This is a genomic window from Streptomyces sp. NPDC045470 (genome assembly GCF_040646595.1).
Lineage (GTDB): Bacteria > Actinomycetota > Actinomycetes > Streptomycetales > Streptomycetaceae > Streptomyces.
Window position 1 is genome coordinate 69,049 of sequence record NZ_JBEZAN010000017.1, and the last position, 14,819, is coordinate 83,867.

Consider the following 14,819-nt stretch of genomic DNA (forward strand, 5'->3'; position numbering starts at 1 on the left):
GAGAGCGGCCGGAGGAGAGCAGCAGTGTCGCCCACGCTCACGCGAGCCTCACCACCACGGGGGCGCGCACCAGGGTGATCGAAAACTCCCCCCGACCTCGGCTCGCCAATCCGACCGGAGGGGGTGCGTAGGGGGCCATCCCCGCAGGCAGTCCGGGCACTGGCCCACTGTCCGATGCACCTCAGCTAAAGGATGCCGTGGGGTACCCCCGGCCGAAGGCTGGGGGAGAGTTGGCCCCCTACGCGCCCCGCCCCACAACGCACGCAACGCGAACCGTGCATCAGCACACACCCCGCGCGAAGCGCGAAAACCTCACCCCTTCCCACCACCCCCCGAACTCCGCACGGCACCCACACTCGCCAACACCACCAGCCCGATAGCCACCACCTCGGCCCAGCCCAGCGACTGGTGCAGGACCAGGAAGCCGGCCAGGGCGCCGGCGGCCGGTTCCAGGCTCATCATCACGGCGAAGCCGGAGGCGGGGAGCTTGCGCAGGGCGAGCAGTTCGAGGGTGTACGGCGTGACCGAGGAGAGCAGGGCGACGGCGGCGCCCAGGCCGATGGTGACCGGGTCCAGCAGGGCCGTACCGCCGGTGGAGATGCCGAGCGGCAGGCTCAGCAGCGCTGCCACCGTCATCGCCAGGGCCAGTCCGTCCGCCTGGGGGAAACGCTGTCCGGTGCGGGAGGACAGCAGGATGTACGCGGCCCACAGCGCGCCGGCCGTGAGCGCCAGGCCGGCGCCGAGCGGGTCCAGTCCGTCGAAGCCCTCCCGGCCGAGCAGGGCCACTCCGCCCAGCGCGAGCGCTGCCCACACCAGGCTCGACGCTCGGCGCGAGGTGACCACCGACAGGATCAGGGGGCCCATGAACTCCAGGGTGACGGCGGCGCCCAGCGGGATGCGGTCGATCGCCTCGTAGAAGAGGGAGTTCATGCCGACCAGCGCGACGCCGAAGGCGAGGACCGTGGCCCAGTCGCCCCGCGAGTATCCGCGTAGCCGCGGGCGGCAGGCGATCATCAGGACGAGCGCGGCGACGACCAGCCGGAGGGTGACCACGCCGAGCGCGCCGGCCCGCGGGAAGAGGAGTACCGCGACCGAGGCGCCGAACTGCAACGAGATGATGCCGCCGATGACCAGCGCCACGGACGTCAGGCGCCCGCCCGCCGCCGCGTCCTGTTCGGCGGCCCGGACCTCGGCGGAGGCCGGGACCGCCGCGGGGGCCGGGACCGTGACCGGGACCGGCTCCGGGACCGGAGGTACGGGCGGGAGGCTGCTGGACTCGTGGCGCGACTCGTTCACACGCCCACGCTAAGGCCCGCCTCCCGCGCCGTGAAATGTGATTTCCACCAGGTGTGACGCCTGACGGGCAGGCCGGGCAGACACAGTCCGTACCCTCAGGCCCCTCAGGGCCGCGTCGGGGCCCCCTCGGCCGGCTTGCCGGCCAGCCCTTCCGCCAGCACCTCCGCCAGGTGCCGGGCACGCCGCCCGGCGAGCTGATCGATCTGGGTGCGGCAGGAGAAGCCGTCGGCGAGCACCTCGGCCCCGGGGCCGGCTTCCCGTACGGACGGCAGGAGCTGTTCTTCCGCGCAGGCCACGGACACGTCGTAGTGGCCGCGCTCGAAGCCGAAGTTCCCGGCCAGTCCGCAGCAGCCGCCGCTCAGCGCGCCGTCCAGCCCGGCCCGGGCGCGCAGACGCTGTTCGGCCGCCTCCCCGAGTACGGCGTGTTGGTGGCAGTGGGTCTGGCCGACGGCCGGGCGGTCGACGCGCGGTGGCTCCCAGGAGGGCGCCTGTTCCTCCAGGGTCTGCGCGAAGGTCCGTACGGACGCGGCGACCCGCGCGGCCCGTGGGTCGTCGGAGAGGAGTTCGGGCAGGTCGGTGCGGAGGGCGGCCGCGCAGCTCGGTTCGAGGACGGTCAGCGGGGTGCCGTCCGCCAGCAGCGGGTCGAGGGCGTCCACCGTCCGGCGCATGACCGCGCGCGCCTGGTCGAGCTGGCCGGTCGAGACGTAGGTGAGGCCGCAGCACAGCGACGCCCGGCGGCGGCCCGCCGTAGGCAGGCGGACGTCGAGTCCGGCGGCCTCCAGGACGTGGACGGCGGCACGGCCCACCTCGGGGGCGAGGTAGTTGGTGAAGGTGTCCGGCCACAGCAGAAGCGCCGGCCGTTCCGGGACTGCCGGGGCTTCCGGCGCTTCCGGCGACCCTGCCGACCCCGCCACCCTTCCCGGCCCCTCCGGGGCCATCCGCTTCGCCCACCACCGTACGAACGGTTCACCGGCCAGTTCCGGAATCGCCCGCTGCGGCGCGATCCCGCCGAGGCGTTTGCCCGCCCCGGCCAGCGGTGTCCTGGCCAGGGCGTTGAGCAGCGGCGCGACGGGAGCGGCCGCGCGCAGCCAGCGCGGCAGGCGGCCCATCGAGTAGTGCGCGGCGGGCCGCAGCCGTCCCGCGTAGTGGTGGTGCAGGAACTCGGCCTTGTACGTGGCCATGTCCACGCCCACGGGACAGTCGCTGCGGCAGCCCTTGCAGGACAGGCAGAGGTCCAGCGCGTCCCGTACCTCCCCGGAACGCCAGCCGTCGGTGATCACCTCGCCCGCGAGCATCTCGTGCAGCAGTCGGGCGCGGCCCCGGGTGGAGTGCTGTTCCTCGCCGGTGGCGCGGTACGACGGGCACATGACGGCCGAGGCGGCGGGGGCGCTGTCGCGGCACTTGGCGACGCCGACACAGCGCCGTACGGCCGCCGAGAAGTCCCCGTTGTCGTGCGGGTAGCCGAACTCCACGTCCACCGGCCGCCGCGGCAGCGGCGCGAAGCGCAGGTTCTCGTCCATCCGGTCCGGCCGGACGAGCATGCCGGGGTTCAGGCCGCCCGCCGGGTCCCACAGGTCCTTGAAGCGTTCGAAGAGGCGGACCAGTTCGCCGCCGTACATCTTGGGCAGCAGTTCGGCGCGCGCCTGGCCGTCGCCGTGCTCGCCGGAGAGCGAGCCGCCGTGGGCCACGACCAGGTCGCCCAGGTCGCACGAGAACTCGCGGAACCGGCGGATCCCGGGCGCGCTCAGCAGGTCGAAGTCGATACGGACGTGGATGCAGCCGTCACCGAAGTGCCCGTACGGCGTACCGCGCAGGCCGTGCTGGGCCAGCAGGGCCCGGAAGTCCCGCAGGTAGGCGCCGAGCCGCTCGGGCGGCACCGCGCAGTCCTCCCAGCCGGGCCACGCCTCGGAGCCGTCCGGCATGCGGGTCGCGGTCCCGGCGGCGTCCTCGCGCACCCGCCACAAGGCCCGCTGCCGCACCGGGTCGGTCACCACCGTGTGATCGGTGGTGGCCGCGCCCGCGCCCCGGCACAGTTCCTCGGCCCGGGCGAGCGCCTCGGCGGGCGTCGCGCCGCCCATCTCTACGAACAGCCAGGCCCCGCCCTTGGGCAGCCCCGACGCGTCCCCCACCAGGTCGGCCGCCATGCCTTCGACGGTCAGCGGCCTTCCCCCACTCTCGGCTCCGCTCGACCGGGGGGACCCCGGGAGCAGCGTGTGCGCCGCCTCGGCCGCCGCGCTCTCGTCCGCGTACCCGAGCACCGCCAGCACCTTGGCGGCGGGCGGCCTGACCAGCCCGACGGTGGCCTCGGTCAGCACGCCGAGCGTGCCCTCGCTGCCGGTGAGCGCCCGCGCGAGATCGGTGCCCTTCTCGGGCAGCAGGGCGTCCAGCGCGTAGCCGGAGATGCGGCGCGGGAGTTCGGGGTAGCCGGTGCGCAGCAGCGCCAGATCGCCGTTCACCAGGGCCCGTACGCCGTCCCGCAGCCGCTGCGGGAGCGCGTCCAGTGCCGCCGTGCCCCGCCCGGCGCGCAGTTGCTCGCCCCCGTACGTCAGCACCTCCAGTTCCCGCACGCTGTCGGCGGTGGTGCCCCACGCCACCGAGTGCGAGCCGCAGGAGTTGTTGCCGATCATGCCGCCGAGGGTGCAGCGGCTGTGGGTGGACGGGTCGGGCCCGAAGGTCAGGCCGTGCGCGCCGGCCGCCGCCCGCAGGTCGTCCAGGACCACGCCCGGCTGGACGACCGCCGTACCGGCCTCGGCGTCCAGCGACACGATGCGCCGCAGGTGCCGGGTGAAGTCCAGCACCACACCGACGCCGGTGGCCTGCCCGGCGATGCTCGTCCCGCCGCCGCGCGGCACCACCGGCACACCGTGCTCGCGGCACACCCGCAGGGCGGCGGCGACGTCCTCCGCGTCCCGTGGCGCGACCACCGCCCGCGGCACCCGGCGGTAGTTGGACGCGTCCATCGTCATCAGGGCCCGGTCCCCGGCGGCGAGCGAGACCTCGCCGCGTACGGCGTCCGCCAACTCCCGGGCCAGCTCCCGTGTCCCGTCCGGTGTCCCGCGTGTCTTCGTAAGATCAGCCATGCCCCCAGCCTGCCCACTCGGCCGGGGGCGCGCCCTTCCGTTTTCCTGCCCGGTGTCCGGGTGCCGCCCGGCTACGCGCGGAACAGGTTCTCCGGGTCGTACGCCGCCTTGGCGGCGGTCAGCCGGCGGTACACGTCCTCCTCGTACGCGTCGGCCACCGCGTCACCGTGATCGCCGAACAGGAAGTTGACGCTGCGGCCGACCGCCCTGTGCGCCAGCGTCGCCCGCACCCGCGCGTGCAGGGCCCGTACGGCTGCGACGTCCGTGCCGTCCAGCGGCGACAGCAGACGCAGCAGGTAACGCGCGTCCCGGTGGCCGACGGAGCCACCGCCGGCGGCGAGCGCGCCGCCGAGGTGGTTGAGCTGCACCACGGTCATCATCGGGGCGTCCGGCCCGGTCAGCGCGGTCACCTCGCGCAGTTCCGCCGCGTCCAGGCCGCTGAGCAGGACACTGTCGCCGTCGTAGGCGTGCGGTGTCTCCGGGTCCTGGTGGATGGTGTGCGACGCGGTGTACGGCATGTCGCGCAGCGTGTCGGCCACCCGCGGCCCGACCGCGCGCAGCGGCGCGACCAGCCGCTCCCCCTCGGCCACCGGCCCCGTGTACGCGATCCGGACCTGCGCGAGGTGACGGCCGCGCAGCCGGCCGGGCACCGCCGGGACGTCCGGGTACGCGATCAGGCCGACCGACGAGGTCAGCGCGTCGGGCAGGTCCTCGGTCCAGGCCAGGTACGCGGCCAGCGCCTCGTCCATCAGGTCGGCACCGAAGACCAGTTGACCGCCGTACACCCGCTCCACCGGCACCAGCCCGAACTCCAGGCCGGTCACCACCCCCAGCCCGTGCCCGCCGCCGAGCAGCGCCCGGAACAGGACGGCGTCGCGCTCCGGCGTGACCCAGCGCAGCACGCCGTCCGCGGTGACCACTTCCACCAGCCGCACCCGGTCCGACGCGTAGCCGAATTCCCGGCCCAGGATGCCCAGCCCGCCCCCGAGCGTGTAGCCCACCACCCCCACGCCGGGCGACGACCCGTTCACCGGCGCCAGCCCGTGCGGCGCGGCCTCCTCGATCACATCGGCCCAGAGCGCGCCCGCCCCGGCCCACACGGTGCGCGCCTCGGCGTCGACCCGCACCTCGTCCATCCGGCACATGCTGACCAGCACTCCCCCGTCGGAGGCCGCCGACAGCCCGTGCCCGGTCGACTGCACGGACACCGGCAGCCCGTTGGTCCGGGCGTACCGCACCGCCGCCACGACGTCCGCCGCCGTGTCCGCCCCGACGATCACCGAAGGCCGGTGGACGTGCCCGCTCTGGAACCCGGCCCGCTCCGCTTCGTACCCGTCGTCACCGGGCACCAGGACGACGCCGGTGACGCGGTCGGCCAGCTCGGCGAGGGTGCCGAGGGCACCGTACGGAGCAGGGACTTCGGCGAGGACCGACGCGGTGGCGGCGGCGAAAGCGGCGGAAGCGGCGGACGAACCGGACATGACGGCGGAAGCATCGCTGTGCGTGGTCTTCATGCGGGGACTGTCCCGCCATAACCTGACACCGGCCGTCAGGTTTTCCGTCGCCTTCTCCGGGAGACTGGGCCGCGTGAAATCCGACCGCCTCCTCTCGATCCTCCTGCTCCTCCAGACCCGCGGCCGGGTGCCGGCCGCCGAGCTGGCGACACGGCTGGAGGTGTCCGTACGGACGATCTACCGCGACGTCGAGTCGCTGTCGGCGGCCGGGGTCCCGGTGTACGCGGAGCGGGGGCGGCACGGCGGGATCGCGTTGCTGCCGGGGTTCCGTACGGACGTGACCGGGCTGACCACCGACGAGGCGCGGGCGCTGTTCGTGCTGGCCGCCGAGGGGGCGCACCACGCGCTCGGGCTGGACGACGCGCTCGGCTCCGCGCTGCGCAAGGTCATGGCGGCGCTGCCCGCGCCGCACCGGCCCGCCGCCGAGCTGACCAGCCGCCGCATCCTGGTCGATCCCGGGCGCTGGCTCTCCGGGCCGCGGCCGGCCGTGGACCTGGACACCCTGCACACCGCGGTCTTCGCCGACCGGCGGCTGCGCCTGCGGTACCGGCACAGTGGCGAGACCGACCCGCGTACGTACACCGTCGATCCGTACGGACTCGTCTCCAAGGCCGGGACCTGGTACCTCGTCGCGGACCGGCGGCGGCGCGGACAACTGTTCCGGGCCGACCGGGTGGTCGCGGCCACCGTGCTCGACACGCCCGTGCGGCGCCGCGACGGCGTGGAGCTGGCCGACGCGTGGGAGGCGCTGCGGCAGCAGGTGGAGGCCCGGCAGGCCGGGCTGCGGGTGACGGCCCGGGTGCTCCGGTCCCGCTTGGACCTGTTCGTCCGCGTCATCGGTACGGCGCTGGTGGAGCCGCCGCAGGACACCGGCGGGACGTGGGTGACGGTCGAACTGGCGTTGCAGGAGCTGCGCGCGGTCCGCCAGTTGCTCCAGTTCACCACGTCCCTGGAGGTGCTGGACCCGCCGGAGGCCCGCGCGGAGCTGGCGCGGGCCGCCGCCTCGGTCACCGCCCTGTACGCGGACACCCGGCAGCCGGACACGGGCCGGACGGCGGCACCCGTTCCGTCTCACCCGGTGGACCCTGGTCCTGATCGGGCCCCGTGACGGATTACGCTTCGCCCGTGGCTGATATCCAGATTCCCGCTGACATCAAGCCCGCCGACGGTCGCTTCGGCGCGGGCCCCTCCAAGGTGCGTACGGAGGCGCTCGACGCCCTCGCCGCCACCGGAAGTTCCCTTCTCGGTACGTCCCACCGCCAGGCACCGGTCAAGAACCTGGTCGGCCGGGTCCGCGACGGCGTACGCGAGCTGTTCCGGCTGCCCGAGGGGTACGAGGTCGTCCTCGGCAACGGCGGTTCCACCGCGTTCTGGGACATCGCGACCCACGGCCTGATCGAGAACAAGTCCCAGCACCTGACCTTCGGCGAGTTCTCCTCGAAGTTCGCCAAGGCCGCCGAGCTGGCGCCGTGGCTGGCCGGGCCCACGACGGTCTCCGCCGACCCGGGCAGCCACCCGGAGCCGAAGGCCGAGGAGGGCGTGGACGTCTACGCCCTGACCCACAACGAGACCTCCACCGGTGTCGCCGCCCCGGTCCGGCGCGTGGCGGGCGCGGACGACGGCTCGCTGGTGCTGGTGGACGCCACCTCCGGCGCGGGCGGCCAGCCCGTGGACATCGCGCAGACCGACGTGTACTACTTCGCGCCGCAGAAGTCCTTCGCCTCCGACGGCGGCCTGTGGATCGGCGTCTTCTCGCCCGCCGCCCTGGAGCGCGCCCGCAGCGTCCACGCCTCCGGCCGGCACATCCCGGAGTTCTTCTCGCTGCCGACCGCGATCGACAACTCGCTGAAGAACCAGACGTACAACACCCCGTCGCTGGCCACCCTGTTCCTGCTCAACGAGCAGCTTGAGTGGATCAACGGCCAGGGCGGCCTGGACTGGTCGGTACGGCGCACCGCGACCTCCTCGCGCACGCTGTACGGCTGGGCCGAGGACTCCCCGTACGCGACGCCGTTCGTCACCGACCCGGCCAAGCGCTCGCAGGTCATCGGCACCATCGACTTCGACGACGCGATCGACGCGGCCGCCGTCGCCAAGGCGCTGCGCGCCAACGGCATCGTCGACACCGAGCCGTACCGCAAGCTGGGCCGCAACCAGCTCCGGGTGGCGATGTTCCCTGCGGTCGACCCGGCGGACGTCGAGGCGCTGACCGCCTGCATCGACCACGTCATCGGCAAGCTGTAGGACGTACCGTGGTACGTGTCCGGGCCCCGGCGGTCGCATCCGCCGGGGCCGGACGGCGTTCCGTGGTACGGCCGCTCAGCGGCCGAGGCGCTGGAAGCGGCGGACCGCCAGCGGCAGGAAGACCGCCGTGAGGGCGAGCGGCCAGACCACCGCCATCAGCAGGGCGTGCTGTTCGATCCAGCTCTCCCCCAACGTGCCGGGGTGGCCGAAGAGTTGACGCACGGCGTTCGCCGTGGAGGAGACCGGGTTCCCCATCGCGATCGCGCCCAGCCAGTCCGGCATCATCGACGGCGGCGTGAAGACGCTGGAGATCATGCCGAACGGGAAGGCCAGCGCGAACAGTCCGCCCGCCGCCTCCTGGTCGGGAACCAGCAGGCCCAGCAGTACCCCGACCCAGATGAGCGCGAAGCGCAGGTGCAGCAGCAGGGCGAAGGCGGCCAGGGTGGCGAGCGTGCCGCCGTCCGAGCGCCAGCCGACGACGACGGCGATCGCCGCCAGCACCGCGAGGTCCAGCGCCGCCCCGCACACATCCGCCACGCCCCGGCCACTGACCACCGCCGACCGCGCCATCGGCATCGAACGGAAGCGGTCGGTCACGCCCCGCTCCTTCTCGACCGCGACCAGCATCGCGGTGTTCATGAAGCCGAAGGCCATGGTCATGGCGAACATGCCGGGCATGGCGTAGTCCCGGTAGGAGCCCTCGCCGCCGACGTCCATCGCACTGCCGAAGACGTAGACGAAGAGCAGGACGGAGACGATCGGGAAGCCGAGCTGCCAGGCGATGGTGACGGGCTGCTTGACGAGGTGGGTCAGGTCCCGGCGGACGATGGTCCAGCAGTCGGCGAAGGCCCAGTACAGGCGCCGCTCGGGGGCGGCGGCGCCGGCGGGAACGGGGGCGTTCATGCGACGGCCTCCGTCCGGTGCGCGGGCACGGGGGCGGTCGCCTCCGCCGTACGGTGGCCGGTCAGCCGCAGGAAGACCTCGTCCAGCGTCGGCCGCCGCAGCCCGATGTCCGCCACGTCCAGCCCCGCGTCCTGGAGCGCCCGCGCCACCTCGGTGAGCGCCGCCACGCCGTCCGTCACCGGCGCGCCGACCCGCCGTTCCGCCACGTCCGTGTCCGGCGCGCCGCCGGCCGCGGCCGCCCGGGCCACGATCCGCGCCGCCCGGGGCAGTTCGGCGGCATCGCGCAGCACCACCTGGACGCGGTCGCCGCCGATGCCGCGCTTGAGCCCGTCCGGGGTGTCCTCCGCGACGGTCCGGCCGTGGTCGATGACGGCGATCCGGTCGGCCAGTTGGTCGGCCTCGTCCAGGTACTGCGTGGTCAGCAGAACCGTCGTACCGCCCGCGACCAGGCCCCGTACGGTCTCCCAGACCTCGTTGCGGCTGCGCGGGTCGAGCCCGGTGGTCGGCTCGTCCAGGAACAGCACCTCGGGCGCGAGCAGCACGCTGGACGCCAGGTCCAGGCGCCGCCGCAGGCCGCCGCTGTAGTGCTTGACCTGCCGGCCGGCCGCGTCGGACAGGCCGAAGCGTTCCAGCAGTTCGTCCGCGCGGGCCCGGGCCCGCCGCCCGTCGAGGTGGAAGAGCCGCCCGAACATCTCCAGGTTCTGCCGCCCGGTGAGGATCTCGTCCACCGCGGCGTACTGCCCGGCGAGGCCGATCCGCTTGCGTACGGCGTGCGGCTCGCGCGCCACGTCGTGCCCGGCGACCGCCGCCCGCCCGCCGTCCAGGCGCAGCAGGGTCGCCAGGATGCGTACGGCGGTGGTCTTGCCCGCGCCGTTGGGGCCGAGCAGGCCCTGCACGGTGCCGCGCCGCACGGCGAGGTCGAAGCCGTCGAGCGCCCGTTTGTCCCCGTACCGCTTCGTCAGGCCCTCCGCCAGGACCGCCGCCTCGGATGCCGATGTCGTCATGCGCCTCCCCGTCCTTCCCGGCCCCCGAAATCGGGTACGCCGTACTCAGTTATCGGGTCCACCGTACCCAACAACCGCGTACGGCGTACCCGGTTTTTCCGCGGCCGCTTAGACTGAGCGCACCATGACGACAGAACACAGCGGCAGCGGCGACGCGGCACGCAGCATGGAGCTGCTCTGGGGCACCGCCGGGCGGCCCACCCGCGGCCCCAAGCCCGGCCTGACCCTCGACCGGATCGTCACCGCCGCGATCGCGGTCGCCGACGCCGAGGGGATCGGCGCGGTCTCGATGCGCCGGGTCGCCGCCGACCTGGGCGTCGGCACGATGTCCCTCTACCGCTACGTCCCGGGCAAGGGTGAGCTGCTGGACCTGATGCTCGACAAGATCGCGGCGTTCGGCGCCGACGCGTTCCCCGGCCCCGAGGCCGGCTGGCGGGCCGTCCTGGAGAACGTCGCGCGCCGCGCCTGGCAGCTCCACCTCCGCCACCCCTGGCTGCTCCAGGTCGACCAGACCCGCCCGCTGCTGGGCCCCCACGCGGTGGACGTCCTGGAGCACACGGTCCGCGGGATGTCCGGCCTCTCCCTGCCCGACCCGGAGAAGATGCGGCTGCTGATGATCGTGGAGGGGTACGTCGCGGGCGCGGCACGCACCCGGCTGAACTCGGCGATGGCCGAGAAGCGCACCGGCATGACCGACGAGGAGTGGTGGAAGATCCAGGGCCCTTTCCTCGTCAAGGCGATGGAGAGCGGCCGCTACCCGCACCTCGCCGGGCTCTCCGAGGACACCTTCACCTTCGAGGACGACTGTGCCGACGACGGCGAAGCCCTCTTCGAATGGGGTCTGGGGCGCCTGCTCGACGGCTTCGCCGCGTACATCGGGAAGCGAGACGGCTGACGGCCGAGTGAGCGGCGCCCCGGAGACCGGGCGCGCCCGTTCTCCCCCCGCCGCTCACCTCCGTCGGAACATCCTCCGCAGCACCAGCACCACCACCGTCGCCACCCCGAACGTCGCCGCCGCCAGCAGTACGTTGCGGTTCTTGCCCGCTTCGCCCTGGCCGCCGTCCGCCGTGTCCCCCTTACCGGTGCCGTCGCCGTCGCCCTTACTGCCGGCCCCCTTCGCCGACTCCGGCAGTTGGTCGCCGCTGAGCCCCACCGGCTGCACCCGGCTGCCCTTGCCCTCCGACCCGAACAGCAGCGTCCGCCCGTCGGGAGTGAAGGTCACCGACTCGCCCTGCATCTGCAACGGCACACCCACGCTGCCGATGTCCTTGGGGCGCCCGCCCTCCCACCGGTACATCTCCGCGCCGAAATAACCGCGCAGCAGCAGCCGCGTGCCGTCCGGCGAGAACGCGCCGTCCGTCACCCACTGGTCGATGCCCGCGATCCGGCGGAAGGTGTTCGTCCCGCGCGCCGACAGCCGCTCGGGGCCCTCGTACAGGGCCGCGCCACCGCTCTTCTTCTTGCTGGCGATGTAGACCCGCCCCGTCCTGGGGTGCACCATCATCGCCTCCGCGTCCCGCGGGCCCTCGTCGTACGTGACTGTGAGCTGCGCCGCATCGACGGTCTGGTCGCGCAGCTCCTTCGGCTCGGGGAAGCGGTAGATCCATACGTGCTTCCAGGTGCCGCCGAGGTTGTCGCCGATGTCCCCGACGTAGACGTTGCCGTCCGGCCCGACCGAGATCGCCTCCACGTCGCGGGGGTCGCCGATGCCGCGCAGGGTGACGGTCGCGACGGTGCGGCCGGTCCGGCCGTCCACGGCGTAGACGTACGGCCCGTCGTCGCTGTCGTTGTGGGTCCAGTACACGCCGGGGTGGGCCCGGCTGGCCGCCAGGCCGCTGGACTCGGTGATCCGCTGGTCCTCGATCGTGAACCCCTCGGACCCTCCTCCGTCGTCGGCCGCCGCCGGCCCGGCCGCCGCGCACAGCAGAATTCCCGCGGCCCCGGCCGCGCACAGTAGCGAACGCATGGGCACAGCCTCCCACTTCGGCGGCGCGGCGGTGCGGCCCGCCCTGCCCCGGGGGCCACACCTGTCCGGTACCCGCCCGTCCGGGCGCGGGACGCGGCTCGCCCCGCCCGCCGCCCGGAACGTCCGGCTCCTTATGATCTCCGCATGACCACCCCGACAGCGCACTCCGGCGCGCCCGGGCCGGGCGGCCGGGAGGTCGTATGCGTGTGATGTTCGTCGGTGACTCGATGACGATCGGCCGCGCCGGCGACTTCACCTGGCGCTACCGGATGTGGCAGCACCTCAACCGGACCTACGGCGGCCCCTACCGCATCGTCGGACCGCGTACCGAGCTGTACGACGTGTCCGCCGACGCGGCGGCCTCGCACGCCTACCGCGACCCGGACTTCCCCGAGCGCGCCCGGCGCCACCTCGCCGGCTGGGGCGAGGGCTGGTGCCACATGGTGCCGCTGATCGGCGACGCGGTGCGCAAGCACAAGGCCGACACGCTGCTGGTCTCGCTCGGGCTGATAGACCTCGGCTTCTACACGAACGCGGAGCAGACCGCCGCGAACGTCCACCGCTTCGTCGCCGCGGCACGGGCGGCCGACGCGGGCGTACGGGCCGTGCTGATGCCCGTCATCCCGAACACCCGCGCCCTGTCCGACGCGCCCTTCGCCGCCGAGTGCGAGCGCTTCAACGAGCTGCTGGCCAAGGCCGTCGCGGAGCTGTCCACCCCCGCTTCGCCGCTGCTGCTGGCCTCCCACCCGGACGGCTACGACCTGGACCGGGACACCTACGACGGCACGCACCCCGCCGCGTCGGGCGAGCACCTGCTCGCGGCCGCCTTCGCGGACGCCCTGCACCAGGCGTGGGACGTGGGCGCCCCGTACACGGCTGTGGACGCCTGAGGGCGCGCGGGCCCGCCGTCCGTACGAGGGCACACGGACGCCGCACACTCCTTGATTCGAGCGCACTCCAAGGCGTTGGCTATGGCCCCATGGAGTACACGCAGCTCGGACGCACCGGACTCAAGGTCAGCCGACTCGTCCTCGGCACCATGAACTTCGGCCCCCAGACGGACGAAGCCGACAGCCACGCCATCATGGACGCCGCGCTCGACGCGGGCGTCAACTTCTTCGACACCGCCAACGTCTACGGATGGGGCGAGAACAAGGGCCGCACCGAGGAGATCGTCGGCTCCTGGTTCGCCCAGGGCGGCGGCCGCCGCGACAAGACCGTGCTCGCCACCAAGGTCTACGGCAACATGGGCGGCGACGGCGAGCAGGTCTGGCCCAACCACGACCGCCTCTCCGCGCTGAACATCCGGCGGGCGGTGGACGCCAGCCTCAAGCGGCTGAACACCGACTACATCGACCTCTACCAGTTCCACCACGTGGACCGGCACACGCCGTGGGACGAGATCTGGCAGGCGATCGACGTCCTGGTGCGGCAGGGCAAGATCCTGTACGCCGGGTCCTCCAACCACGCGGGCTGGCACCTGGCGCAGGCCAACGAGGCCGCCGCGCGCCGTGGCTCGCTCGGCCTGGTCAGCGAGCAGTGCCTGTACAACCTCGCGGAGCGCCGCGCCGAGATGGAGGTGATCCCGGCCGCCCAGTCCTACGGACTGGGCGTCATCCCCTGGTCGCCGCTGCACGGCGGGCTGCTCGGCGGCGCCGTACGCAAGGAGCGCGAGGGCGGCGGCGCCCGTACCAACGGGGGCCGCTCGGCCGGCGCGCTGGCGAACTCCGCGATCCGCGCGCAGATCGAGTCCTACGAGGCCCTGCTCGACAAGCACGGGCTGCGGCCCGGCGAGGTCGCGCTGGCCTGGCTGCTCACCCGGCCCGGTGTGACGGGGCCCATCGTCGGGCCGCGGACGGCCGAGCAGCTCGACAGCGCGCTGCGCGCCGTGGAGCTGGAGCTGTCGGCCGAGCTGCTGGACTCGCTGGACGAGATCTTCCCCGGCACCGGGCCGTCGCCGGAGGCGTTCGCCTGGTGAGCCGCCGGTGATCCACCGGCGGTCCGACGCGAGCCCGCCCGGTGATCCATGGCCCGTCCACCTGGCGATCCGCCCGGCGATTCGCCAGGTGGGACGGGTTCGGGAGCGGTGTCCTCGGGGCCGTCCGGCGGGTCAGCGCAGGGCGGCCGCCACGATCACGACGACGAGCAGCACGGCGAACAGGCCGGACATGATCCGGTTACGGGTTTTGGGGTCCACCCTTCGAGCGTAACCGGCCCGCTCACCTACCCAGCGGCCAGGCCGCCACCGTCTCGTACCGGGGCTGCTCGCCCGCCACCCCGGAGACCGGCAGGCGGCTGCGGACGAGCGCCAGCTCCCGCACCGTCCACACGCTGCCCTCGAAGTCCGCCAGGCCGTCGACGAACGGTTCGAGGTCGAGGGCTTCCGCGCGATTGCGCGCGACCGTCAGGTGCGGGGTGTACGCGCGGTGGCCGGACATCTCCAGCCCGGCCCGGCGGGCGGCCGCCGTGGCCGAGTCCGCCAGCTTGCGCAGGGCGGGCAGACCGCCGTCGGCGCCGGCCCACACCACCCGGTCCGCGAAGCGGCCGCCGCCCTTGAGGCCGAGCGGGAACGGCTCGTACCGCCGCGCGGCCCGCGCCAGCCGTTCGCGCAGGTCGGGCAGGGTGGTGTCGGACACCTCGCCGTAGAAGGCGAGGGTGAAGTGCCAGCCGGACCGCCCGGTCCAGCGCAGCCGGTCCGCGTCCGGGAGCGTACGCAACCGGCGTACCCGGGCGTCGAGTTCGTCGACGGCGGCCTCGGGCGGCAGTACGGCGGCGAAGAGTCTCATGCGGTCAGTGTCGCGCACGGGACAGG

At 73.8% G+C, this 14,819-nt stretch carries 12 protein-coding genes; 5 read left to right on the top strand and 7 right to left on the bottom strand.

Annotation, left to right across the window (positions count from 1 at the left end; genetic code table 11):
• Positions 1-312 precede the first annotated feature (312 nt).
• From AB0A97_RS33005 to AB0A97_RS33015, 3 genes are all read right to left on the bottom strand, one after another.
• Positions 313-1,149 (bottom strand): EamA family transporter, encoded by an 837-nt coding sequence (locus AB0A97_RS33005; protein ID WP_361157149.1) that lies wholly within the window; start codon positions 1,147-1,149, stop codon positions 313-315.
• 251 nt (positions 1,150-1,400) lie between these two features.
• Entirely contained in the window at positions 1,401-4,376 is a 2,976-nt protein-coding gene (locus AB0A97_RS33010; RefSeq protein WP_361156938.1) for an FAD-binding and (Fe-S)-binding domain-containing protein, read from the bottom strand.
• Positions 4,377-4,447: 71 nt separating this feature from the next.
• Entirely contained in the window at positions 4,448-5,890 is a 1,443-nt protein-coding gene (locus tag AB0A97_RS33015) for an FAD-binding oxidoreductase (RefSeq protein WP_361156941.1), read from the bottom strand.
• A 73-nt stretch (positions 5,891-5,963) separates the two neighbouring features.
• Here AB0A97_RS33015 and AB0A97_RS33020 point away from each other — a divergent pair, with 73 nt between their 5' ends.
• A complete protein-coding gene (locus tag AB0A97_RS33020; RefSeq protein WP_361156943.1) occupies positions 5,964-6,998 on the top strand; it encodes a YafY family protein in 1,035 nt (344 codons plus the stop codon).
• A gap of 17 nt (positions 6,999-7,015) precedes the next feature.
• Entirely contained in the window at positions 7,016-8,134 is a 1,119-nt protein-coding gene (serC, locus tag AB0A97_RS33025) for a phosphoserine transaminase (protein ID WP_361156945.1), read from the top strand.
• Positions 8,135-8,209: 75 nt separating this feature from the next.
• Here the strand turns inward: serC and AB0A97_RS33030 are convergent, their stop codons facing one another.
• Together AB0A97_RS33030 and AB0A97_RS33035 are read right to left on the bottom strand one after the other, a co-directional pair.
• Positions 8,210-9,037 carry an ABC transporter permease gene (locus tag AB0A97_RS33030; RefSeq protein WP_361156947.1) on the bottom strand — a complete coding sequence of 276 codons (828 nt, stop codon included), beginning with the start codon at positions 9,035-9,037 and terminating at the stop codon, positions 8,210-8,212.
• On the bottom strand, positions 9,034-10,041 hold the full coding sequence (locus tag AB0A97_RS33035) for an ATP-binding cassette domain-containing protein (RefSeq protein ID WP_361156949.1): 1,008 nt from the start codon (positions 10,039-10,041) through the stop codon (positions 9,034-9,036). Before AB0A97_RS33035 ends, AB0A97_RS33030 begins: the two co-directional genes overlap by 4 nt.
• Before the next feature lie 124 nt (positions 10,042-10,165).
• On the opposite strand from AB0A97_RS33035, the gene AB0A97_RS33040 reads away from it, so the two are divergent.
• Positions 10,166-10,936, top strand: a complete 771-nt coding sequence (locus AB0A97_RS33040) for a TetR/AcrR family transcriptional regulator (RefSeq protein ID WP_361156952.1) — start codon at positions 10,166-10,168, stop codon at positions 10,934-10,936.
• A 54-nt stretch (positions 10,937-10,990) separates the two neighbouring features.
• Here the strand turns inward: AB0A97_RS33040 and AB0A97_RS33045 are convergent, their stop codons facing one another.
• Positions 10,991-12,007 carry a hypothetical protein gene (locus AB0A97_RS33045; protein ID WP_361156955.1) on the bottom strand — a complete coding sequence of 339 codons (1,017 nt, stop codon included), beginning with the start codon at positions 12,005-12,007 and terminating at the stop codon, positions 10,991-10,993.
• A gap of 200 nt (positions 12,008-12,207) precedes the next feature.
• Between AB0A97_RS33045 and AB0A97_RS33050 the strand changes: the two genes are divergently transcribed.
• The gene (locus AB0A97_RS33050) at positions 12,208-12,897 is read left to right on the top strand and encodes a GDSL-type esterase/lipase family protein (RefSeq protein WP_361156957.1); all 690 of its coding nucleotides are present in this window, start codon (positions 12,208-12,210) and stop codon (positions 12,895-12,897) included.
• Positions 12,898-12,986: 89 nt separating this feature from the next.
• Positions 12,987-13,985, top strand: a complete 999-nt coding sequence (locus AB0A97_RS33055) for an aldo/keto reductase (RefSeq protein WP_361156960.1) — start codon at positions 12,987-12,989, stop codon at positions 13,983-13,985.
• A 241-nt stretch (positions 13,986-14,226) separates the two neighbouring features.
• Here AB0A97_RS33055 and thpR read toward each other — a convergent pair whose 3' ends face one another.
• Entirely contained in the window at positions 14,227-14,793 is a 567-nt protein-coding gene (thpR, locus tag AB0A97_RS33060) for an RNA 2',3'-cyclic phosphodiesterase (protein WP_361156962.1), read from the bottom strand.
• Positions 14,794-14,819 lie beyond the last annotated feature (26 nt).